Annotated in this window: 24 protein-coding genes; 16 read left to right on the top strand and 8 right to left on the bottom strand. The window is 45.6% G+C overall.

All coding sequences use genetic code 11. The annotated features are described in order from the left end of the window. Positions 1–75 precede the first annotated feature (75 nt). The 3 genes from pckA to hslR form a co-directional block, all read right to left on the bottom strand. Positions 76–1,704 carry a phosphoenolpyruvate carboxykinase (ATP) gene (gene pckA, locus OCU46_RS13220; RefSeq protein ID WP_141271732.1) on the bottom strand — a complete coding sequence of 543 codons (1,629 nt, stop codon included), beginning with the start codon at positions 1,702–1,704 and terminating at the stop codon, positions 76–78. Positions 1,705–2,025: 321 nt separating this feature from the next. Then, positions 2,026–2,898 carry an Hsp33 family molecular chaperone HslO gene (hslO, locus tag OCU46_RS13215; RefSeq protein ID WP_141271733.1) on the bottom strand — a complete coding sequence of 291 codons (873 nt, stop codon included), beginning with the start codon at positions 2,896–2,898 and terminating at the stop codon, positions 2,026–2,028. 14 nt (positions 2,899–2,912) lie between these two features. Continuing rightward, complete coding sequence (hslR, locus tag OCU46_RS13210) at positions 2,913–3,299, bottom strand: ribosome-associated heat shock protein Hsp15 (RefSeq protein ID WP_141271734.1); 387 nt, start codon at positions 3,297–3,299, stop codon at positions 2,913–2,915. Between the two features lie 183 nt (positions 3,300–3,482). Here hslR and gspC point away from each other — a divergent pair, with 183 nt between their 5' ends. From gspC to cysQ, 14 genes are all read left to right on the top strand, one after another. Continuing rightward, complete coding sequence (gspC, locus tag OCU46_RS13205; protein ID WP_141271735.1) at positions 3,483–4,427, top strand: type II secretion system protein GspC; 945 nt, start codon at positions 3,483–3,485, stop codon at positions 4,425–4,427. 96 nt (positions 4,428–4,523) lie between these two features. Then, positions 4,524–6,554: a type II secretion system secretin GspD gene (gene gspD / locus OCU46_RS13200; RefSeq protein ID WP_141271736.1), complete on the top strand. Its 2,031-nt coding sequence runs from the start codon at positions 4,524–4,526 to the stop codon at positions 6,552–6,554. Then, positions 6,554–8,062: a type II secretion system ATPase GspE gene (gene gspE, locus OCU46_RS13195; protein ID WP_141271737.1), complete on the top strand. Its 1,509-nt coding sequence runs from the start codon at positions 6,554–6,556 to the stop codon at positions 8,060–8,062. The genes gspD and gspE overlap by 1 nt, the downstream gene beginning before the upstream one ends. Next, positions 8,062–9,279, top strand: coding sequence for a type II secretion system inner membrane protein GspF (gspF, locus tag OCU46_RS13190; protein WP_141271738.1), 1,218 nt, complete (start codon positions 8,062–8,064; stop codon positions 9,277–9,279). Before gspE ends, gspF begins: the two co-directional genes overlap by 1 nt. Positions 9,280–9,308: 29 nt before the next feature. Beyond that, positions 9,309–9,752 (top strand): type II secretion system major pseudopilin GspG, encoded by a 444-nt coding sequence (gspG, locus tag OCU46_RS13185; RefSeq protein WP_141271739.1) that lies wholly within the window; start codon positions 9,309–9,311, stop codon positions 9,750–9,752. Positions 9,753–9,764: 12 nt separating this feature from the next. Beyond that, entirely contained in the window at positions 9,765–10,364 is a 600-nt protein-coding gene (gene gspH, locus OCU46_RS13180) for a type II secretion system minor pseudopilin GspH (RefSeq protein ID WP_141271740.1), read from the top strand. Beyond that, a complete protein-coding gene (gspI, locus tag OCU46_RS13175; protein ID WP_141271828.1) occupies positions 10,351–10,707 on the top strand; it encodes a type II secretion system minor pseudopilin GspI in 357 nt (118 codons plus the stop codon). The genes gspH and gspI overlap by 14 nt, the downstream gene beginning before the upstream one ends. Next, on the top strand, positions 10,694–11,335 hold the full coding sequence (gene gspJ, locus OCU46_RS13170; protein ID WP_141271741.1) for a type II secretion system minor pseudopilin GspJ: 642 nt from the start codon (positions 10,694–10,696) through the stop codon (positions 11,333–11,335). Before gspI ends, gspJ begins: the two co-directional genes overlap by 14 nt. Then, positions 11,316–12,362, top strand: a complete 1,047-nt coding sequence (gene gspK, locus OCU46_RS13165) for a type II secretion system minor pseudopilin GspK (protein WP_141271742.1) — start codon at positions 11,316–11,318, stop codon at positions 12,360–12,362. The genes gspJ and gspK overlap by 20 nt, the downstream gene beginning before the upstream one ends. Beyond that, positions 12,331–13,575, top strand: a complete 1,245-nt coding sequence (gene gspL, locus OCU46_RS13160) for a type II secretion system protein GspL (protein WP_167495397.1) — start codon at positions 12,331–12,333, stop codon at positions 13,573–13,575. The genes gspK and gspL overlap by 32 nt, the downstream gene beginning before the upstream one ends. Beyond that, a complete protein-coding gene (gene gspM / locus OCU46_RS13155) occupies positions 13,575–14,075 on the top strand; it encodes a type II secretion system protein GspM (protein ID WP_141271743.1) in 501 nt (166 codons plus the stop codon). The genes gspL and gspM overlap by 1 nt, the downstream gene beginning before the upstream one ends. Beyond that, a complete protein-coding gene (locus tag OCU46_RS13150) occupies positions 14,075–14,848 on the top strand; it encodes a type II secretion system protein N (protein WP_141271744.1) in 774 nt (257 codons plus the stop codon). The genes gspM and OCU46_RS13150 overlap by 1 nt, the downstream gene beginning before the upstream one ends. A 101-nt stretch (positions 14,849–14,949) precedes the next feature. Next, positions 14,950–15,513, top strand: coding sequence for an ADP compounds hydrolase NudE (nudE, locus tag OCU46_RS13145; protein WP_141271745.1), 564 nt, complete (start codon positions 14,950–14,952; stop codon positions 15,511–15,513). Beyond that, positions 15,513–16,331: a 3'(2'),5'-bisphosphate nucleotidase CysQ gene (gene cysQ, locus OCU46_RS13140; RefSeq protein WP_141271746.1), complete on the top strand. Its 819-nt coding sequence runs from the start codon at positions 15,513–15,515 to the stop codon at positions 16,329–16,331. Before nudE ends, cysQ begins: the two co-directional genes overlap by 1 nt. A 1-nt stretch (position 16,332) precedes the next feature. Here the strand turns inward: cysQ and bioH are convergent, their stop codons facing one another. Beyond that, on the bottom strand, positions 16,333–17,097 hold the full coding sequence (gene bioH / locus OCU46_RS13135) for a pimeloyl-ACP methyl ester esterase BioH (RefSeq protein WP_141271747.1): 765 nt from the start codon (positions 17,095–17,097) through the stop codon (positions 16,333–16,335). A gap of 131 nt (positions 17,098–17,228) precedes the next feature. On the opposite strand from bioH, the gene OCU46_RS13130 reads away from it, so the two are divergent. Further along, positions 17,229–17,957, top strand: a complete 729-nt coding sequence (locus tag OCU46_RS13130; protein WP_244311416.1) for a ComF family protein — start codon at positions 17,229–17,231, stop codon at positions 17,955–17,957. 155 nt (positions 17,958–18,112) lie between these two features. Continuing rightward, a complete protein-coding gene (nfuA, locus tag OCU46_RS13125; RefSeq protein WP_141271748.1) occupies positions 18,113–18,703 on the top strand; it encodes a Fe-S biogenesis protein NfuA in 591 nt (196 codons plus the stop codon). A gap of 72 nt (positions 18,704–18,775) precedes the next feature. Here the strand turns inward: nfuA and envZ are convergent, their stop codons facing one another. The 4 genes from envZ to OCU46_RS13105 all read right to left on the bottom strand — a co-directional run bounded on the left by envZ (position 18,776) and on the right by OCU46_RS13105 (position 23,550). Beyond that, positions 18,776–20,164, bottom strand: coding sequence for a two-component system sensor histidine kinase EnvZ (gene envZ, locus OCU46_RS13120; RefSeq protein WP_141271749.1), 1,389 nt, complete (start codon positions 20,162–20,164; stop codon positions 18,776–18,778). A 16-nt stretch (positions 20,165–20,180) separates the two neighbouring features. Further along, complete coding sequence (ompR, locus tag OCU46_RS13115; RefSeq protein WP_208727146.1) at positions 20,181–20,900, bottom strand: osmolarity response regulator transcription factor OmpR; 720 nt, start codon at positions 20,898–20,900, stop codon at positions 20,181–20,183. Positions 20,901–21,120: 220 nt separating this feature from the next. Continuing rightward, a complete protein-coding gene (gene greB / locus OCU46_RS13110) occupies positions 21,121–21,621 on the bottom strand; it encodes a transcription elongation factor GreB (protein ID WP_141271751.1) in 501 nt (166 codons plus the stop codon). A gap of 27 nt (positions 21,622–21,648) precedes the next feature. After that, positions 21,649–23,550 (bottom strand): ATP-dependent zinc protease family protein, encoded by a 1,902-nt coding sequence (locus tag OCU46_RS13105; RefSeq protein ID WP_141271752.1) that lies wholly within the window; start codon positions 23,548–23,550, stop codon positions 21,649–21,651. Positions 23,551–23,698 lie beyond the last annotated feature (148 nt).

Raw genomic sequence — 23,698 nt, 5'->3', positions numbered from 1 at the left:
TAAAGATGACTTATATCTTATTGTTTATCAATAAAAAAGCCCCTGAAACAGGGGCTTGATTCACAAGAAGGATGATCAGTCGAGCTGTGGTCCAGCTTTAACTAGTGATTTACCTTCATCATTGTCAGTGTACTTGTCAAAGTTATTGATAAAGCGCTCGGCCAAATCATAAGCCTTACTTTCCCACTGCAATGGGTCAACGTAAGTATCGCGAGGATCCAAGATCTCAGGATTAACTTCCGGTAGTGACTTAGGCACTTCTAGGTTAAACACAGGGATAGTGGTGGTTTCTGCTTTCTCGATAGAACCATCAAGAATGGCATCAATAATCGCGCGAGTATCTTGGATAGAGATACGCTTGCCTGAACCATTCCAGCCAGTATTAACCAGATAAGCTTCAGCACCTGCCGCTTCCATACGCTTCACTAGTACTTCTGCATACTTAGTTGGGTGTAAGGTTAGGAACGCTGCGCCAAAACAAGCAGAGAAGGTTGGCGTTGGCTCAGTAATGCCACGCTCAGTACCTGCTAACTTAGCTGTGAAGCCAGAAAGGAAGTGGTACTTAGTCTGCTCTGGGGTAAGTTTAGACACCGGTGGTAAAACGCCAAATGCATCCGCAGATAGGAAGATCACCTTATTCGCATGCCCGCCCTTAGAAACAGGCTTAACGATGTTTTCAATATGATGGATTGGGTAGGAGACTCGAGTATTCTCGGTCTTCGAACCATCATCAAAGTTGATAGAACCATCATTACGTACTGTCACGTTCTCTAATAGTGCATCGCGACGAATAGCGTTGTAAATGTCAGGCTCTGCTTCTTTCGATAACTTGATGGTTTTTGCGTAGCAACCACCCTCAAAGTTAAACACGCCATCGTCATCCCAGCCATGTTCATCATCACCGATCAATGCACGTTTAGGATCGGTCGATAGGGTTGTTTTACCCGTACCAGATAAACCAAAGAATACCGCAACGTCACCTTCTTCACCCATATTTGCAGAACAGTGCATAGAAGCGATGTCTTGCAGAGGAAGGAAGTAGTTCATCATTGCGAACATACCTTTCTTCATCTCGCCACCATACCAGGTGCCACCGATCAGCTGCATTTTCTCTGTTAGGTTAAATACTGTGAAGTTTTCCGAGTTCAGACCATGCTCTTGCCATTTATCATTGGTACATTTCGCACCATTCATTACCACGAAGTCGGGCTTAAAGGTAACAAGCTCTTCTTCAGAGGGGCGTAAGAACATGTTTTTCACGAAGTGAGCCTGCCAAGCTACCTCTGTGATGATACGAACGGCTAAGCGAGTATCAGGGTTAGTACCACAATAACCGTCAATTACGAATAGACGTTTATTAGAAAGTTGATTGGTTACTAGCTGCTTTAGGTCATTCCAAACAGCTTTGTCGATAGGCTTGTTGTCGTTCTTAACTGTATCTGTTGTCCACCACATGTTTTCACGTGTGGTGTCATCCTTAACAATGAATTTATCCTTTGGAGAGCGCCCTGTGAAAATACCAGTATCTACCGCTACAGCGCCTAGTTCTGTCACTATGCCCTTTTCGTAACCTTGTAGTGTTTCACTGGTTTCCTCAGCGAAAAGCGTTTCGTAACTCGGGTTACGAACGATTTCGGTAGAGCCGTTGATACCATATTGAGTAAGATCGATGTTTGCAGCCTTAGTATGTTCCATAACGGTCATAGGTGCTCCTTGTAGGGTATTTATAGTAAGAATAATTTTGAAGTTACTGAATTTATAAGTATTTTGGTCTAGCAAGTAATCTTCTTAACACTGACTATATATGGCTTTTTTGATTATTTTTTCAACAAGGATCACGTTTTTGTAGTTCAGGATTTGGACGGGAATAAGTCTTGAAGTTGATCATAAAAGCGCACAATTGGCATATTTCGTGCTAAAAATGCGAGTCAATGCGGATTTTATGAACATTTTTCGCTATGAAAGGTGATGGATATAAAAAAACCGGCCCACTTGGCCGGTTTATAAAATGCTCAAACTGTGAGCTTAGTGCAATGTAGGCTTATTCTCTGCGTTAGCAAACAATTCTTCTACTTGAGCTGCATCAAAGTCGTATGTAGTTCCGCAGTAGTCACAATGCAAACCTACGCTGCCCTCAGTCGCCAAGATATCGTTAATTTCTTCGCGAGCTACAGTGATGATTGCCGCGCCGCTGCGTTCTCTTGAACAGCCACAGAAGAATTCAACTTCTTGCGGTTCGAACAGCTTAACAGTTTCTTGGTTGTACAGTCGGTACAACAACTCATTGGCAGGTAGACCGAACAACTCTTCGTTCTTCACTGTGTCAGTAAGTTGCTCTAGGTGCTCGAAGTCATCCGCAGAGCCAGTGCCATCAGGAACAACCTGCAACAACATACCCGCAGCGTGTGGCTTGCCTTCATGCTCACCAATACAGAACCACAGGCGTGTTTTTAGCTGCTCTGAGCGCTCAAAGTAAGCCTCTAGAACCTCTGCAAGGGAATCGCCTTCTAGACCCACAACGCCTTGGTAGCGCTCACCTTTATCAGGTGAAATAGTAATAACCAAGTGACCTTTGCCTAGCATGTCATGCAAAGTCGCCGTTTCAGGGACCTCACCCTCGAAGCGAGCAACACCACGCATTTTTTGGTTGTTGTCACCGTTGATTACCGCCAATGATACTGGACCGTCGCCCTGTAATTGAAGCGTGATAGAGCCTTCAAACTTTAGAGTTGCTGTCAGTAGTGATGTAGCCACTAGTAGTTCGCCAAGCAAGGTTTGAACCGCAGCTGGGTATTGCTTGCTGTCTAGGATGGCTTGATAGGCTTTATCTAGCTGTACTAGTTCGCCACGTACAGATAAATCTTCAAATAAGTAACGATTTAACACGTTGTTTTCCATTAGGAAACTCCAGCTTATTGGTTCTTAAATTTAATCAGGTCACGTCGTTGCTTTTTATCAGGACGACGTTCAGGACTCGGGTTATGTGCGTGCATCTTGCGCTCTAAAGCGGTTTTTTCTCGCTTCTCGATACTCTCAGTTGTTTCGCTGTAGAGTAGCTGCGCTTCAGGTGCTCCGCGTCGTTGGTCAGAAACTTTTTCTATTCTAACTGTTTTTTCAACATTTCCCTGTCGTAGGGTAATGGTAGCCCCTAGTTCCACAATTTTGCTCGGTTTGCTACGCTGCCCATCATAGTGGACCTTGCCACCATCAATCATGTTACGAGCGATTGAACGGGTCTTATAAAAGCGTGCTGCCCATAACCATTTGTCTAGTCTTACAGACTCGGTATTGGAACTCATAGTGATCTTTGCTCTCTAAGTGTTATCCAGCAGCCAAATTAATGGTGACGGATATATCATTTTTCAAGTAAATGCATTTATTTACATTCGAATTTATTGGCTGTCTAATTTTGGTAATGTTATTTATGGTAACCTTGCGCACCAATTTAACCCAGTAGCACCAATGCCTCAGTGGCATATACTATGGAAGTCAGTACTTCAAAAGGACCTGTTTTGTCTAAGTTTTCCACATACTCGCACAAAGCCAATCAACTACTAAATAGTGTAGTGAATCAGCAGGCGATAATTGCTCGAGGATTGACTTTTGTTTTGCTAGTCACCTCCGCTTGGCTGTGTGGTCATTTATTCTGGCATTTAATGGGATCGGAATCAGGTGTTGAGCGCTGGAGACCTTCAACCGCTAATGTTGGAACCTCTACAGGCCAGCAACAAGGTACTGATATCGCTCCTTTGCTCGATGCAAACCTATTTGGTGAAGAGTCAGAAGAAGCGCCAGCAGTGGTTGAGCAAGTCGTTGATGCTCCGAAAACACGTTTAAATCTTGTATTGGTGGGTGTGGTTGCCAGCAGCAATCAGAAAAACAGTTTAGCGGTTATTGCTAACAGAGGAAATCAGGACACCTATGGGATTGGTGAGACGATTGATGGCACGCGAGCTCAGCTGCGTAACGTGCTAAAAGATAGAGTTATCATCGAAAACCAAGGTCGTAATGAAACCTTAATGTTAGAAGGGATAGAATATAAGCGCGTTGCGGATGTACAAGAGATCGCGCAACAGCAGCCTCAATCGAATGTTCAGGGTAATAACCCAGAGGTCGACTTAGGTGACCTAGATTCTATCAAAGCAGCAATATCAGAGAATCCTCAGCAGTTCCTCAAGTATATTCGTCTATCTCAAGTTAATCGCGACGGTAAGTTGGTCGGTTATCGTGTTCGTCCAGGACGCGAGCGTGCTTTGTTTGATTCTGTGGGCCTGCAAGATGGCGATATAGCAGTAGAACTCAATGGTGCGGATCTTACCGAACCGTCAGCAATGGGCGAGATTTGGAAGTCTTTGGGCGATTTAAGTGAGATTAACCTCACCGTTGAGCGAGAAGGTCAACGCTACGATATTTATTTACAACTATAGTTTGGTAATAGAGATATTATCGACTAGGAAGCATCGGCTTAACTATGAAAGCCATGCTCGGCATGGAATGCCATTGATTTTTTTTGGGAGTATTAAGTGAAAAGTTGGTTTAGCAAGAGCGCATGGCTGTTGATGGGAAGTTTAGCGTGTGCGCCAGCATTCAGCGCCAATGAATTTAGCGCCAGCTTCAAGGGAACGGATATCGGCGAGTTTATCAATATCGTCGGACGTAACTTAGAGAAAACCATCATTGTTGACCCTACTGTTAGGGGCAAGATTGATGTGCGTAGCTACGATGTGCTTAACGAAGAGCAGTATTACCAGTTTTTCCTTAGTGTTCTTGAGGTGTATGGTTTTGCCGTTGTTGAAATGGAAAACGGTGTCCTTAAAGTCATAAAGGCTAAAGACGCGAAAACCTCAGCAGTTCCAGTAGTTGGAGATTCTAACGTCACTGGCGATGCGGTAGTGACGCGCGTTGTTGCTGTGCGTAACGTTTCGGTTCGCGAATTGTCACCATTATTACGCCAGTTGAACGACAACGCCGGTGCCGGTAACGTTGTTCACTATGACCCTGCCAACATTATTCTGATTACTGGTCGAGCGGCCGTTGTAAATCGATTGGCAGAAATCATTGAGCGAGTTGACCAAGCTGGTGATAAATCCATCGAGGTTGTAGAGCTTCAAAATGCGTCGGCAGCGGAAATGGTTCGTATCGTCGAAGCTTTGAATAAGACTACCGACGCTAAGAACACGCCTGCCTTCTTGCAACCAAAGCTAGTGGCTGATGAGCGTACAAACTCTGTATTGATTTCGGGTGACCCTCAGGTACGTAATCGCCTAAGAAGCGTAGTCTCTAAGTTAGATAAAGAGATGGCCGTTAAGGGAAATAACCAAGTTATTTACCTGAAAAATGCCAATGCTGAAGACCTTGTAGATGTTCTAAAGGGAGTTTCGGACAACCTAGCTGCGGCTAAGAAAACCGCTCAGGGTGGCACTGCTGCTATTCGAAACCCAAATTCAGAAGTAATGATTTCCTCACACAAGGGAACCAACTCCCTCGTGATTACTGCGCCGCCCGATATTATGAAGGCGCTGCGCGACATCATTGCACAGCTAGATATCCGCCGTGCTCAGGTACTGATTGAAGCCTTGATTGTTGAAATGTCTGAAGGTGATGGCATCAACCTTGGTGTGCAATGGGGTAACCTAGAAACAGGTGCAATGATCCAGTATGGCAATACGGGAGCACCGATTGGTCAGGTAATGGTAGGTCTTGAAGAAGCGAAAGATACCGAGACCACGACTGCGGTATACGATGAAAACGGCAATTTCCTTCGAAATGAAACCACAACAGAAGCGGGTGATTATACAGCCTTGGCTTCAGCACTTGGTGGTGTGAATGGTGCGGCGATCAGTCTAGCTATGGGAGATTGGACGGCATTAATTAGTGCGGTGGCCACAGATTCAAACTCCAACATCTTATCGTCTCCGAGTATTACGGTAATGGATAATGGCGAGGCGTCATTCATTGTGGGTGAAGAGGTACCTGTACTGACTGGCTCGACATCGGGATCAAACAATGAAAATCCATTCCAAACCGTTGACCGAAAAGAAGTGGGTATCAAGTTGAAGGTGGTACCACAGATCAACGAAGGTGATTCTGTTCAGCTGCAAATTGAACAAGAGGTTTCGAACGTATTGGGTGCCAATGGCGCAGTGGATGTCCGTTTTGCTAAGCGTCAATTGAATACCTCGGTAATGATTCAAGATGGCCAGATGTTAGTTCTAGGTGGTCTGGTTGATGAGCGTGCGCTGGAGAGTGAATCTAAGGTGCCAATCTTGGGTGACATCCCTTGGTTGGGGCAGTTGTTTAAATCTACCAGTACTCAGGTTGAAAAGAAAAACTTGATGGTGTTCATTAAGCCAACAATTATCCGTGACGGAATGTCGGCTGATGGCATTACCCAACGTAAGTACAACTACATTCGCGCAGAGCAACTGTACAAAGCAGAGGAAGGTCTGAGACTGATGTCGGATGATCTAGTACCTGTGATGCCTAAGTTCGGTGATGAGGCTCGTCGTCCCTCTGAGCTACAAGCCTTTATTGAGCAAGTGGAAGCGAAGTAATGGAGAGTGGTGCGTTTTCAAGGTTTGAGACTAGTATGACTCGTCTGCCATTTAGCTTTGCCAAGCGCTTTAACGTAGTGCTTGAACCTAACGCGGATGCCAGCGCTAACCAGCTGTTTTTTATTGAACCGCTGCAGACCTCAACCCTGCTAGAGGTGACTCGAGTTTCGTCGTTACCCATTCAGTTGGTTGAGCTGGACAAGAAGAGTTTTGACTCAAAGCTTTCTGATGCGTATCAGCGTGATTCATCTGAAGCGCGACAGTTAATGGAAGATATCGGTGCAGACAGCGACGATTTCTTCTCGTTGGCAGAAGAGCTGCCACAAAATGAAGATTTGCTCGAAGCTGAAGATGATGCGCCGATCATTAAACTGATCAACGCCATGCTAGGTGAGGCCATCAAAGAAGGAGCCTCAGATATTCATATCGAGTCCTTCGAGAAGTCACTGTCCATTCGTTTCCGTGTGGATGGTGTACTGCGTGATGTCCTTGCGCCAAGCCGTAAACTAGCACCATTATTGGTGTCTAGAGTTAAGGTTATGGCTAAGCTTGATATTGCCGAGAAGCGTGTACCTCAAGATGGTCGTATCTCGCTACTGATTGGTGGGCGTGCGGTAGATGTGCGTGTGTCTACTATGCCTTCGTCTCATGGCGAGCGAGTGGTGATGCGTCTTCTCGATAAAAATGCGACGCAACTAGACCTAAATAGCTTAGGTATGGCGCAGCACAATCACGTTAATTTCCAAACCCTTATCAAGCGACCTCACGGTATTATCTTGGTAACCGGACCTACGGGTTCTGGTAAATCAACCACCTTGTATGCAGGCTTGCAGGAATTGAATAGTGCTGAGCGCAATATTCTGACTGTAGAGGACCCAATCGAATTCGATATCGACGGTATCGGCCAGACTCAGGTAAATCCTAAGGTTGATATGACCTTTGCCCGCGGATTGAGAGCTATCTTGCGTCAAGACCCCGATGTGGTGATGGTTGGTGAGATTCGTGACCTTGAGACCGCACAGATCGCAGTACAGGCGTCTTTGACTGGTCACTTGGTTATGTCCACGCTACACACCAATACCGCAGTGGGTACGATTACCCGATTGCGAGATATGGGTATAGAACCCTTTCTTATCTCATCATCATTGCTCGGTATCTTAGCTCAGCGTCTGGTACGTACTTTGTGTCAACAATGTAAGCAACCATTCCAAGCTGATTCTGAACAGAAAAAGTTGTTTAACCTGCAACCTGAAGATGACTTAGTTCTGCATAGGCCTAATGGCTGTGAGCACTGTAACCATAAGGGTTATAAAGGTCGAACCGGTATTCATGAGCTTCTCGTTGTCGATGAAAAAGTGCAAGAGCTGATCCATGGCGAGCAGAGCGAACAAGAGATAGAACTGGCAATTCGTGCTTCTACCCCAAGCATCCGTCAAGATGGTCTAGAAAAGGTGAGAGCCGGCAAGACCACCCTTGAAGAAGTAATGCGAGTGACTAGGGAAGAGTAATGGCGGCATTTGAATACAAGGCACTGGATGTCAAAGGACGCCAGAAAAAGGGTGTTATTGAAGGTGATAATGCCCGTCAGGTAAGGCACCGTCTAAAAGAACAGGGCCTGATGCCGGTTGAAATAACCGAAACTAAAGCCAAGCAAGAAGCGGCTAAGTCTAAAGGCTTTCAGCGCGGAATTAGTACCCCTGAACTTGCTTTGTTAACTCGTCAATTGTCTACCTTAGTACAAGCAGGAATGCCACTTGAAGAGTGTCTAAGAGCCGTCGCTGAGCAATCAGAGAAAGCGCGTATCCGCAGTATGTTGGTAAGTGTTCGCTCAAAGGTTGTTGAAGGCTATACCCTCGCGGATAGCATGCGCGAGTATCCAGCCATCTTTGATGATCTTTTTTGCGCCATGGTGGCCGCCGGTGAAAAATCGGGTCACTTAGATGCGGTACTAGAACGTCTGGCGGACTATGCAGAAAAACGTCAACAGCTTCGCTCTAAGCTACAACAAGCCATGATTTATCCAATTATGCTTACCCTAATTGCGGTAGGTGTTATCGGTTTCTTATTGGCGACAGTAGTCCCTAAGATCGTTGACCAATTTATCCAGATGGGGCAAGAACTGCCTACCTCCACTCAAATTTTGATCAACGCCAGTGACTTTGTTCAAGACTATGGCGTGTTGCTGGTTGTCAGCATTTTAGCTCTAATTGTGGGCACTAAGATTTTATTAAGAAAACCAGCGCTTAGGTTAAGTTGGGATCATAAGGTGCTTAGAGTGCCAGTTATTGGCCGAGTAGCTAGAGGGCTTAACACCTCTCGCTTTGCGCGTACTCTTGCGATTTGTTCCGCTAGTGCGATTCCATTGCTGGATGGTATGCGAGTTGCAGCCGAGGTAATGGGTAATAAATTCTTTAAGAAGCAGGTATATGAAGCGTCTGATAAGGTGCGCGAAGGTGCAAGCCTTCGACATTCCCTGCAACAAAGTAAGCTCTTTCCGCCGATGATGCTGCACATGATTGCCAGTGGTGAACAGTCTGGTGAGTTGGAGCAAATGCTGACTCGTGCAGCGGATAACCAAGACCAAGACTTTGAATCGCAAGTGAACCTTGCTTTGGGTATCTTTGAGCCATTACTGATCGTATTTATGGCAGGGATTGTATTGTTTATTGTGGTAGCGACTATGATGCCGCTACTTGAGTTGAATAATTTGGTTTCGGGCGCCTAATGTTTCTGCCCGAGTGTATGGAGAAAAAAATGAAATATAATAAGAAACAACAAGGCTTTACCTTGCTAGAGGTTATGGTTGTTGTCGTTATCCTAGGTATCTTGGCAAGCTTTGTTGTGCCTAACCTTTTGGGTAACAAAGAGAAGGCTGACCAACAGAAAGCGATTACCGATATCGTGGCATTGGAAAATGCACTTGATATGTACAAGCTAGACAACAGTGTTTATCCAACTACAGACCAAGGTTTGGATGCATTGGTGAGCCGTCCAACAGGTTCTCCTGAGCCACGTAACTACCGTAATGATGGCTACATTCGTCGTCTTCCATCTGATCCATGGGGTAATGAGTACCAATACCTGAGCCCTGGTGATAACGGCAACATTGATATCTTTACTCTAGGCGCTGATGGTCAAGAGGGTGGCGAAGGTCCAGCCGCTGATATCGGCAACTGGAATCTACAAGATTTCCAATAATACGTATTAATAGTGAGACGTGATAAACGACAGCGCGGCTTTACCCTCCTAGAGATCATGCTGGTCATGGTCTTGGTGTCGGTCAGCGCCGTAGCGGTAGTGGTTAATTTGCCCACTAGCAGTTCAGATGCTGCAGAGACTCGCGCACAACAGCTTTATCAACGTCTCAACCTATTGCATCAAGATGCAATACTGAACGGTTGGGATCTTGGTATTCGCTTTGATCCCTCTGGTAAGAAGTATCGACTTTTGCAGCTCACCCGAGAGGGTTGGCAGGCATTAGAACATCGCAGAATCCCTGCTGATACCGAGCTTGAAGATGGCCTAACACTCGCCTGGGAATTGGGCGATGGTGTATGGGGCAAGAAGGATAGCTTGTTTGAAGAAGGCTCACTGTTTGATGAGGATATGTTCGCCGAGGAAGAAAACAAAGACAAAGAGGCACCCCCTCAAGTCTTTATTTTGTCTAGCGGTGAGTTGACTCCATTTGAGGTCTATATCCATCCGAGTTCAGAAGCTCAAGGCGATCAAAATTGGCGAGTGATGGCGCTAGAAAACGGCAGCTTTTTATTGTTGAAACCGGGTGAGGAGTTTGATGATGAAGTCCTCTAGAGGCATGACTTTGCTCGAGGTTTTGATCGCTTTAGCTATCTTTGCAACGGCTTCTATCGGCGTGGTTAGGGCGGTTACTCAGCATATTAATAGTATCGGCTACCTTGAGCAAAAGACCTTTGCTGGCATGGTAGTGGACAATCAAATGGCGTTGATGATGCTAGCTGAGCCGCCAAAAACAGCACGTAAAGGCACTTCTGAGTTGGCAGGTTATACCTGGTATTGGTCTATTACACCCATCTCAACCGGTGCTGACTATTTGCGAGCTGTTGATGTCAGTGTGGCTCTAGATGAAAAAATGGATAGCCCCTTAGTAACGGTAAGAAGTTATGTACCGTTATAAAAAGACAAAGGGTTTTACCCTGATTGAGGTGCTGGTGGCGATTGCCGTATTTGCTAGCCTCAGTATCGCTGCCTATCAGGTGGTCTTTCAGACTCAGCTGAGCAATCAGCAGTCTCAAGAGAAATTAGGTCGTTTGCAGCAGTTGCAAGCAACCCTCGTTTATTTAGATAGTGACTTTCGTCAGATAGCGATTCGTCGCTTTCGCAATGACGGACAAGAAGCCGGTGAAGCTCTTATTTATTGGCAAGATAACCTGCTTGATTCCGATGAAAAGGGCGTGCTGTTTACTCGTTTAGGTTGGATTAATCCACAGCAGCAGTTTCCTCGTGGAGAAGTCACTAAGGTAGGCTACCGAGTTCGAGACAACAAACTTGAGCGAGTTTGGTGGCGATACCCAGACACTCCAGTTGGACAGCAAGGCATAGTGACTCCGCTTCTTGATAAGGTCGAGGAGTTTGATATTCGCTTTTACAACGGTGAGAGTTGGCTAGAAGAATGGGAAGATGGAGGCGCGTTGCCAAAGGCAGTTGCCGTGCATTTAACCCTCGAAGACTATGGCAAGCTTGAGCGTATCTACCTAACTGCTGACGGTCAGCTAGAGAGGATCAATGAAGATACGTCACAGTAATTTGCAGCGAATCAAAGGACAAAGTAAACAGCAAGGTGTTGCCTTGCTCGTGGTATTGCTTCTGCTGGCTATCATGACAGCCATTGCGGCCACCATGTCAGAGCGATTGGTTCTGGGGGTGGATAGAGCAAGCAGTCAGGTCAATAACCAGCAAGCCTATTGGTACGCCATCGGTGTTGAGGCACTGGCCAAATACGGTATCGAGGAAAGCTTAGAAGACGGTGATACGGTCAATCTAAGTCAGCCATGGGCATTGGAGGAGCAATCCTATCCATTGGATTATGGTGAGGCAAGGGGTGTGGTTAGGGATATGCAGGCGTGTTTCAACGTCAACTCACTGGCCGCAGTCAATATCGACCCTACCTCCAGTTCTCGCCCATACTTACTACAGGTATGGCGAACCTTGCTTGAAGAAGTGGGACTAGACAGTTATCAAGCTGAAGTCGTTGCGGACTCCACATGGGAATATCTAGACAAAGACGACGGAGTGGTGACTCAGTCTGGTGTCGAAGATGCCACTTATGAGGGATTGTCCCCCTCTTATATGGCCGCTAATGGTCTGATTGCCGATTTGAGTGAGCTGCGCAGCGTTTATCAGATGGATGGCCCATCAATGAGGCGCATCTCATGGTTAGCATGCGCACTTCCCACCGATGACTTGCGTATCAATATAAATACACTTAGGCCATGGCAATCTAAGCTATTGGTCGCACTGTTTGAGCCTGCTTTAAGTGATGATCAGGCAAAACAGGTGATTGAAGACCGTCCATATGATGGATGGGAGAGCACTGATGATTTCTTAGCTGAAGGTAATATTGCCAGTATCAGTGCTGAAGTAAAAAATAAGGCGAAGGAATACCTATCTGTAGATAGCCGTTATTTTGAGCTAGACGCAGAAGTATTTGTGCAGGATGCCCGAGTTCGCTTGAGGAGCCTGCTTTATAGTGAAAATCAAGACGAATCGCGAGTAGTACGCCGACGATTTGGAGGAATTAGTGAGCGAAATCCTGACAGTTCGGCTCAGTAGGCAGAATTTAAAAACAATCCCATGGTTGGTTTGGTCGTCGACAGAGAACGAGATCATTGCCAGTGGTGAATTAGGCAGCTTAGAGGAGTTAGAAGAGCTAACTTCCTATGCGGCTGAGCGAAGCGTTGCCCTATTACTGGACGGCCAAGATGTAGCGTTACGAGAGGTTGGGGTACCTGCGGGTGCGTCACGCCAGTTTTCAACGATGTTGCCATTTCTTTTGGAAGAAGAGCTGGCTCAAGATATTGATGAATTGCACTTCTCGATACTCAAGCAAACGGGCGATAAAGCATGGATAGCTGCGGTAGATAAAGATTATCTTCAGCAATGCATTGAGCGTTTTTCTGAGGCTGGTATTGAGCTTCATCGTGTCTTACCCGATGTTTTATCTATGCCTTTGGATGGTAGCAATTTCACCATGCTTCCTTGGCAAGGTTACTGCTTGATTCGTCAAAACGATTATCAAGGCATCGCACTACCAGAGGCATTAGTACCGTATGCATTAGCTCGTCCTCCTTTCACCGTTGAGATGAACGAAGAGGAAGAGTCTGTTTCTGAAGAACCAGCCCACATTCAATGTTTTGGCTCAATCCCTGAGTCATTAGCTAGCATTGAAAACCCGAAGATTGACGCCTTGCCTGCAGAGCTACCTATGGCGCTATTGGCTAAGAACGCTCAGCTTTCGACCATTAACTTATTATCGGGTGAGTTTAAGCGACAATCATCTTGGCTTAAAAACATTAAGCTTTGGCAGGCCCCAGCTATTGCTGCTTTGGTGTTATTGGTTGTCTTTGGTATCAATACCTACACCCAAGTTAGCCAAATAGAGACTCAAGCAACCGCATATAGAACGGAGAGCGAACGAATTTTTAGAGAAGTCTTTCCTGATAAGCGCCGTATCCCAACAGTAAGCTACCTTAAGCGTCAAATGAGTGATGAGAAAACTCGATTGAGCGGTGGCACAGTGGATGCCCCTCTGATTAGTTGGCTACTTGAGGTGCAAGCGGCTCTCAAAGATTCCAATAAAGTGAAAATACAGAGTATTAAGTTCGACGGTGATCGTGAAGAGTTGCGAATTCAGGCTCAAGCGAGTGACTTCCAAACCTTTGAGCAATTGAGAGTTGCCTTTGCTGAGAAGTTTGTGGTGGACCAAGGTCAGATCAACCGAAACGGTGACTTGGTCAGCAGTAGTTATGTATTGAAGGTGAAGTAATGCGAGGGTTACAACAAGCTATTCTAGGATATTGGAGCAGTATCAGCCTTCGTGAACAGCGTATGTTGATTATTGCTATCGGTTTTGGCGTTGCAGGTTTGCTGTACTGGGGAGGTTTTGCGCCACTCAAACAGAAGAACGAATTGGCACAAACTCGCTTGATCAGTGAAACTCAACTGCTGGGCTGGGTACAAAAAGAAGCGAATGCGATTACTGAACTGCGCAAGACCAGTGGCGCTCCCACTGTATCCAATGAGCCGTTAAACCAATTATTATCGACCTCAACAGGGCGATTTAATATCGAGCTGATACGCCTTCAACCGCGTGATGACATGGTTCAGGTATGGGTTCAGCCCGTTGCGTTTAATCGCCTGATGAATTGGTTGATGTACTTACGCCAAGAGAAAGGGGTCGATGTCGCCTTTTTTGATATCAACGAAACCGAGAAAAACGGGATTGTCGAGGTGAAGAGATTGCAGTTTAAGAGAGCAGGTAGTTAATGTTTGGTATCAGTCTTAAGAAGATTTTTGCATACGGTTTTCTGCTATTAGCCGTATTCTTGTGCAGCGTTATCGTTCACCTACCAGCTAAGTTTGCAATTGAGCAATTGCCTCGTATTAACGGCCTGAGTATTTCAGGTATCAGTGGTACTTTGTGGCAAGGAAGAGCAAAGAGCGTCTCTTGGCAGCAGTATGGTTTCGGTGAAGTGAACTGGGATCTGCAAGCTTGGAAATTGATTCAGGGAAAGGCTGAACTTAATGTCCGTTTTGGTCGAAATAGTGAGTTGGGCTTAACAGGTCGAGGGACGGTAGGTTATGGTTTTAGTGGCCCTTACGCCAATAACTTGATGGCCTCTATCCCTGCACAGCAAGCTTTGAAGTACGTGAACATTCCTGCTCCTGTTAGCGCAGATGGGCAATTTGAACTCATCGTTAAAGACTACAAATATGCCTCACCATGGTGTGAAACGGGTGATGCAAGTCTAGTGTGGAATCAGAGTGTGGTCTCATCACCATTGGGTAATTTAGATCTAGGGACTATTATTTCTGATATTAGTTGTACCGACAGTCAGCTTGCGGCGACGGGCAATCAAGATACGGCTCAGGTTTCAGGAGCATTTACCGCTTCTTTACAGCCAAATATGACCTACGATTTGGATGCATGGTTCAAGCCCGGTGCTGAGTTCCCACAAAGACTGGGTGAGCAATTAAAATGGTTAGGTGAGCCCAATGGACAAGGGCAGTACCCCTTTGTCTACTCCGGGAAGCTTTAAACAACTTATCATCTAGCAATGTTTAGCAGTTTTCATTGAGGGCTTTTTTCCATATAGTGGTTGAGGCTTATACAAATGAATGATTGAAGAGGCTAACTAGGATGGCAGGCGAGAAAAAGCCAAAGATTTTAAACAAAACCGAGGTTGCGCGTTCGCGCTTGTTTAGTATCGAGGCTTTGGATTTAGAGTTTTCTAATGGGGAACGTCGAACCTATGAGCGAATGCGCCCAAGTGGTCGCGATGCTGTTATGGTGGTTCCACTCACTGCAGAGGGAGATCTTCTACTGGTGAGAGAGTACGCTGCCGGTACTGAAAGTTACGAGCTTGGATTTCCCAAAGGCCTGATTGATGCGGGCGAAAGTCCTGTTGAGGCTGCCAATCGTGAGCTAAAAGAAGAGATTGGCTTTGGCGCCAATCTTTTTGTCCCTCTAAAGCAAGTTGTTCTTGCTCCTTCATACTTTTCCAGCAAGATGACCTTGTTTGTTGCCGAAGACCTTTACCCTGAAACCTTGGTAGGTGATGAACCCGAGCCTCTTACTTTGGTTCGTTGGCCTCTTGCTCAAGCAGATGAACTGTTAACGCATATGGATTTTTGTGAGGCTCGCAGTATCAGTGCCTTAATGCTGGCACAGCGCTACTTCTCTCAGAAAAAGGGTGAACAATAATGAGACAAGATCTTTCCCATTTACTACCTAACGTTATAGAGATTGCGCGCTCTGCTGGTCAGCTAATTCTAGATATCTACCAAAAACGAAACTACGAAGAATTTACCAAGTCAGATGACACTCCAGTCACCAGTGCAGATTTGGCTGCACATAAATTGATTATGGAGCGTTTGCCTGAGTTAACTCCGGACATTCCGGTATTATCTGAAGAAGATGCGGACATCAGTCTTGCTGAGCGTGAGCAGTGGGAGCGATACTGGCTGGTGGACCCTCTTGATGGCACCCAAGAGTTTATCGCTCGAAGTGGTGATTTTGCTACTATCATTGCGCTTGTTGAGCATAATAAGCCGGTTATGGGCGTGGTATATGCGCCGGTGTCAGGGGTGGTTTATTATGCCTACCATGGAAAAGGGGCATGGAAGATTCCCGATATGGATGAGAGCATTCGTATCAATACTCATACCCATGAACTTATTAAGCAAAACGTGGCTATTGCGATAAGTCGCCGTCAGGATATCAACCGTATTACCGAACGTATGAGTAATGAATGGAACTATGAGTTAATTCCATTAGGCTCAGCAGCCTTAAAGGCCTGTCTGGTTGCTGAGGGAAGTGCCGACTGCTATCTGCGTTTAGGACCCACGGGTGAATGGGATACAGCAGCCACTCAATGTATTGTTGAAGAGGCGGGTGGCACCATCTTGGATACCGGACTTGAACCACTGTCATACAATTTACGCGAAACCCTAGAAAACCCTAACTTTATAGTCATAGGTGATCGCGACCTTCCTTGGAATAAGATCCTGACTCAGGATTAATCTAGAGCTGCTTTATCAAATCACAGAAGGCCTGTTTCTCGCTCATAAACGGAGCATGGGAGGAGGCCTTAAAAATGTGTGAACTTGCCTGCAACTGCTTATCCAACACTGATGCCACCTTTACCGGCACTAGTCCGTCAAGACGTCCGTACAAGCGATGAATGGGCATAGTTAGGGCATTTAGGTGGTCGCGATAATCAATGCTGGCGAGTAACTCTAGACCCAGATGAAGAGCCTTTGGGTTCGGCATAGGGCGTGATAGAACGGCACTTTTCAATTGCTTTACATCTTGCCTTGCTGACGGACTGCCCATTGCTTGCAGTGCCATAAAGCGCTCTATGGTACCTTGAAAATCATCGGTGAGCTGAGAGGTAAAGTCATTGAGTACACTCGGCGCTATGCCTCTCCATGTACGGCCTTCGGCAGAGAAACGCGGCGAGCTTGCTAGGGTTATTAGCTTTGTGACGCGCTGTGGTTGGTGCAGAGCAGCATGCGTTGCAATTAGACCACCAAGGGACCAGCCAAGCCATATCGCTTGCTCTGGCGCATCTTGCAAGACCTTATCAGCGATGTCAGCAATAGATTGGCTATGTATTTGATGGCTATGACCGTAGCCAGGCAAATCAACTACATGCACACAAAAGTGTTGGCTAAGCTCTTCAACCACCTGATGCCAAACGGCTCCATTCATTCCCCAGCCATGGATAAGGATGAGGTTATCCCCCTCTCCATAAACATCCCAATGTAATTTGGCCTCTGCGCTCATCCCTTTCACCTGTAATTCATACCCTTTTAAGTCCTTGAGTATTAGACGATGGACTAAAAATAAGAGGTAGTACTTGAAGATAAGAGCAGATTATTGGAAATCGACAATTAACTCAATGCTTGCATCGTTTCTTGAGTCGGATACGACATACGGCTTACACGCTATTAGGCTCCAACTGTTACAGTTGCGAGAAGCCACTGCAAGGTGCAGCAAACCCTACGTGGTGCGATGACTGCTTAGAGCTTTTAAAGCCCGTGAGTCGCTGTGAAACCTGTGGCACCTTGATGGAAATGCCAGTCGAGCGCTGTGGTGGATGTGTGAGCTCTCCGCCGCTATGGGATAAACTGTACGGCATCGGCGAATATAGCGAGCCTTTGTCTCGGTATGTGCAGGGGCTAAAGTATCGCCGGCAGATGTGGCACGCTAGAGAGTTAGCTTCACTTTTGGCTCAGCGCATAGAGTCTCCGGCCTCTCTATTGTTGCCTATTCCGCTGCACTGGAAAAGACAGTGCGCACGCGGTTTCAATCAAAGTGACTACTTAGCCGACTACCTCTCACAAAGCTTGAGACAGAGGACGGGGGTTGAGTTGCAGGTTCTATCGAAAGCCATTAAGCGAATCAAAGTTACGAAAACACAGACGGGGCTTAACCGTAGGCAACGCCTAATCAACCTCAAGCATGCCTTTGCTTTATCACCCGACTATCTAGCTAGCATACAAAACCACTCTCACATTGCGCTGGTGGACGACGTAGTTACCACTGGAAGTACGGTGGCAGAGGTGTGTTTGCTTTTGAGAGAGCAGGGAGTGAAGCAAATCGATGTCTACTGCATCTGCAGGGCATCAAAGCCGATTCCATGACGATTGGATGTTCATGAGTGCATTTTGATTGCCATGTCACAATTGTGATTATCAAATAAATAGCGTTAATGATTCATAGCTATTACATGTTTGAAAAAAAAATCTAACGGAGTAGAATACCGATAATAACCTACAGAATTACTCAGGTATTTATCGTGTCTAATACAATTACTATTACAGAAACTGCGCAATCGCATTTTGCTAACCTGCTGGCACAACAAGCAGATGGAACCAACATTCGAGTATTCGTGGTCAACCCTGGCACGCAGAGTGCTGAGTGTGGTGTTTCTTACTGCCCACCAGAAGCAGTAGAAGCAACAGATACTGAATTTCCTTATGAAGATTTTTCTGCGTATGTGGATGAGTTGAGCTTGCCATTTTTGGAAGATGCAGAGATTGACTATGTCACTGACAAGATGGGCTCTCAGCTAACACTGAAGGCGCCAAACGCTAAAATGCGTAAAGTTTCAGATGATGCGCCGCTACTAGAGCGCGTAGAGTATGTTATTCAAACCCAAGTAAACCCGCAGCTAGCTAGCCACGGTGGCCATCTTAGCCTAGTGAAAATCACTGACGACGGCATTGCCCTAGTTCAATTTGGCGGTGGCTGTAACGGTTGTTCAATGGTTGATGTGACGCTAAAAGATGGTATCGAGAAACAACTTCTTCAAGAGTTCGCTGATGAACTCGTTGCGGTTAAAGATGCCACAGAGCATGAGCAGGGCGCTCACTCTTACTATCAGTAAATCAAACGCTTAAAGTAAAAAGCCGAATTTCATAATGAAATTCGGCTTTTTTGTATCTGGTGAGATGGGTTACTAACTACGATTGGTATTACGATAAGCATCAAAGGTGAGTTTAACCTTCAAGCCACCCTCTTTACGGTTCGACATTTCTATCGTGCCGTTGTGCTCGGTCACAATACGCTTAACGATAGATAGGCCAAGACCTGTGCCCTCACTGCCTCGAGACGTATCACCACGAGTGAAGGGTTCAAATACCTTTTGCATCTGCTCATCATCAATACCCGGGCCATTGTCCTCAATGGATATCCAAACCTTCTTGTTTTGGTCAGAGACTCCAGTCTTGATACCAATCCATTTATCGCCGTAGCGCTTGGAGTTCACTAGCAAGTTGCTGAGTGTGCGTCTTATCGGGATGTAACTGGCGTAGATATCGGGCAAATCCTCTTTTAACTCAATATCAAAGGTGTAGTTCAAGATATCTTGGTCAAGCCCACTCTCTAGCGGCCCACCGGCCTCGTAGATTTTAAGTGCGCGTCTTAGTTCTTCAACCATTTCATTCAGGCTGATGTTACTAAAATCGTTACGATCAACGGGCTTAAGGTAGTCGATGAACTGCGCAATGATGTCATTACATTCATCAATATCCTGGATAATCCCATCAGCAAGATAGCTGTCTGTTTCAGACATCATCTCGGTAGCCAATCGAATTCGAGTTAGTGGTGTTCGAATATCATGACTTACGCCTGCAAGCATCAAGCGGCGATCCGTTTCTAGCTCTTCAATGCCTCTAGCCATCTTGTTAAAGGCGGTAGTTACGGCGCGTATCTCAGTGGTACCTTTCTCTGGAAGGGGCTCAGGAATTACCCCATTGCCGACACTGATAGCCGCAGATTCTAGATTTTTGAGTGGCCGGTTTTGCCAGCGTATAAAGCCCCATCCACCCAGTATTAAGAAAATGGTAATTAATAAGCTGTTGATAAATAAAGGCTTAAATTCATTATGAGTGAGTTCGGTTAGAGGGACCCGTAAAAGCCAGTTTGGCATAGCATCGAGCTTGATCCACAGTAAATAGCTTTCACTGTCTCGGGCAAGTCGAGCCTCTGCGGGAGAGCCTAATTCTTCCGTGATTTCATCACTCATGAAATCAAGGTAAAAGGCTTTTTGGTATTCTTCTTCAACGGTTCCTGCTAGTGGATACACGCTAACGCCTAACCTAAGCAGCAAGGCTTGCCTAAGTGGGGTAGTGCGTTCGCTTTCAGGGATACCGAGCTCTGATTCTTGACGAATTCGAGCATACTCTTCCATTACGAGGTTGATCTCGTAGGAGAGGATTCGATTGAACTGCTTAAGGCTAGGAAGTACTGCGTAGTTAAAAATCGCGTAGTAAGAGAAGACCTGACTGGCAATCAAAAGAGCAATGAAGCCAATGATTGTTTGGGTTATCGAACTACGCGATCGCATTAATAAATCCTAGTGCTTAAACTTTACGACCGTCTGGAACAAAGACGTAGCCTAGGCCCCATACAGTTTGAATGTAGCGTGGGTGGCTTGGGTCTTCTTCGAGAATACGGCGCAGACGAGAGATCTGAACGTCGATTGAACGCTCCATTGCTGAGTATTCACGACCGCGAGCTAGGTTCATTAGCTTATCACGTGACATTGGTTCACGTGCATTCGTTACCAGGATCTTAAGAACAGCAAATTCACCTGAGGTAAGAGGGATTAACTCTTCGCCGCGATACATTTCGCGAGTACCTAGGTTTAGCGCAAAGTCACCAAATTCTACGATAGCTTCTTCTGAACTAGGTGCTCCCGGTGCTTCAACAGACTGACGGCGCAATACTGCTTTCGCTCGAGCTAATAGCTCTCTTGGGTTGAATGGTTTTGGAAGGTAATCATCCGCACCGACTTCTAAGCCTACAATTCTATCGATCTCATCACCTTTCGCGGTAAGCATCAGAATAGGTAGCATGTTATTGGCACTACGCAAACGACGGCAGATAGATAGCCCATCTTCTCCCGGCAGCATAAGATCCAATATCATTAAGTTAAAGTTTTCGCGGGTTAGTAGACGATCCATCTGATCAGCATTGGCAACAGAACGGACATGGAAGCCTTGCTCAGAAAGATAACGCTCTAATAGAGAGCGGAGGCGTGCATCGTCATCGACGACCAAAATCTTGAAATTTTCTTGCATTATAATAGACCTACTTAATCCAATTTTTTTGTTCTAAAAGTGGGAGTTGGCGAGTGCGATCAAGTAGTCCGTCACTATTTGCAAATTCGCTCCTTATCACACCTGGCTGATAATACCCGTGGAAATGTAACAAAATTGGACTAATTATAGACAGCTAAAGTGTTAAAAAGTGTTAATGGCGCCCGATATTCATCATTTAAACTGATGTAAATAGCCAATTTCAATCGGTTTCATATTGATCCTGTGATTGGTAACTGATTTTGTTAACAAACCACTCTTTGTTACCCTCTGGTGTTCTCACCACGACTTCATCGTCAACCTCTTTTTTAAGCAGTGCTCGTGCCATCGGTGAGTCAATGGAGATGTAGTGTTTTACTTCATCCCCATAAATCTCATCTGGCCCTACAATACGAAAGTGTTTGATGTCGCCCTCTTCGTTTTCTATTTCAACCCAAGCACCAAAGAACACTTTACCGTCTTGAGCTGCAGCGTAGTCGACAACCTTCAGGTCGGGTAGTCGCTTTCGTAGGTAGCGAACTCGGCGATCGATTTGTCGTAGCAAGCGCTTGTTATATTGATAGTCAGCGTTTTCAGAACGGTCACCTAGGCTCGCAGCCCAAGTGACTATTTTAGTGACCTCTGGACGACGTTCGTTCCAGAGGTAATCATGTTCTTGCTGTAGCTTTTCAAAGCCCTCTCGGGTAATTAAATTTGTTTTCATCTGTGGCTAATATTCATGTTTGCTCGATTACTTACCCAATAGATAAGTATTGTCGCTACCTACTACAACACCATTCTTCAAAAAGTTCTTTCCAAGAATCATGCTGTATTCAAAGCGACTTCTGTCTTGCAGATTAACACGAACCGTCTTGCTGACCTCGCCAAGTGTTACATTCATCATTACCACTGGACGCTCATTAGGCTTTTCTCCTGCTTTCGCTCGGATGCGCATAATGTCGACCACTTCTTTAGTAAAGCTTTGCTTTAAGCCCTCGGCGTTTTCATAATCAAAACTCACCATCTCTTTACCGTCTTTCTCAAAGCGTTTGATGTTTAGAGCATTCATTGAACTGATGTCAGCACCGGTATCCAATTTTACTGAGAACTTAAGCCCTTCAACTTGGGCTTTTTCAATGTAGCCAGCATGGAACAATGGGCGAGGGTCTAATAGGTCTTCAGTGCGGGTATTAACAAGTACACCATCTTTCTTAAAGGCACGACCGATGGCAAAGTGTGGCTCATCGCCTTTGCCAATTGCTTCAAGAGCAAATTCCAGCGTCATCTCTTTACCGCCGATAACCACTTGTTCTTTTAGGATAGGTCGAACACTCTCACCAACGCGGATTTTGCGCTCTACCTTCTTGATAACCTTTTTGTCATTTCCGTCACTACTAGGAATGTAGAAACTGGCTTGCTCACCATTTTTGCCTTTACTCAGCTCAAATCCATCAACAAACAATACAGGGGTGTTGATAGCAAATGATGGTTCTGCATTAACGGGAGTACCATCGAAGTAAACAATCTCATGGGTGGCAACAACCAGAGGGTCACGCTTACTAAGCAGGGTTTCTAGTGTCATGTTTTCTGCTCGTAGCACGTTCTTATCTTTGGTATCGATGATGAAGTACTTGCTCAGTGTATTCTTACCTAAACGCAGTTGAGAACTGTATTTAGAGCGATCCTTTAGGTATGCCAAGATAGGCTTCTCGAAGTCACCCGCCTTAACCGGAACAAATACAAGCGGTCGCTCTTCGCCACTGACTCTAAGCATGCGTTCTAATGGCAGAGTTAGGGTCGTTTTGTCGCCAGACTTATTGGCTGTATCAAAAGTAACGGTGCGCTTTTCTTCATCAACTTTGATGTTCATTGCGTGCATTTGGCTATAGCTGTTGGCAAGAGAGAAACTGGTTTTAAGTGACACACCATCAACAAAAAACTCTTCGCTGCGTCCAACGACACGAGCATCATTTTGTGATTGAAGGTAGTCATAACCCGCAAACACCCATGCATTCTGCTTAAGGAAGGTTTTACCAATTAGGATAGGTGCCGAGAAGTTACTACGGTCGGTAAGGTTAACGTCGGTATTGACCGTAACGCCCGCTATCTTAAGTGGAATATTGATTACTGGTCGATACAGCGGGATTTCACTCGTGCGGCTGCGTATAACACTAGTACGAGCTAGTGGGCGCTCTAAAGAAATGATCTCACCAGTTGTTGGGTGGCGAATATCGAACTTAACTACACCTTGGATGTTTCGCTCTGGAGTATCAAAGCTCTCAAGCCACCAGTTGCTCTTTGGACCACCAAACTCATCAACAATTGTTTGCATGAGTTCGGTATCTTGCATTCCTTTGTATTTCTTGTTGTTGCTGTATACGTGGATGTTTTCAGCATGCATTGAGGTAGTGTCAGCGCCCGTATCTATCTTACCGATGAAAGGCTGTTCACTTAGTCCATCAATATCTTGATAGTAAACGTTTTCCACACGTCCCAATATGACTTTATCTTGCCATTTAAGAGCGGGATCTGCTGTGGTGTACGCCTGCTTGTCATTCTTCATCATTAAGGCTGCATCATTCCCATCAGCCAACAGAGGTAGGCTGACCATTGAGGCAATGAGCAGAGAGAGAGACTTGGTTATCTTTTTCATTATCAACATCCATATCTACCCAACTATTATCAGCTAGGTTTATTTGTTGGGTTACTGTTTTTAATTCTAACTAATAATCAGTGGCTTGCAGGCAAATGTTAGGTTAAATCTTCAAATTAACTCATTGATCGTTGTTTATTCGAGCCAT

The organism is Vibrio comitans, assembly GCA_024346835.1.
In the GTDB taxonomy this organism is placed as follows: Bacteria; Pseudomonadota; Gammaproteobacteria; order Enterobacterales; family Vibrionaceae; genus Vibrio; species Vibrio comitans.
This window is presented reverse-complemented; position numbering and strand designations above follow the sequence as displayed.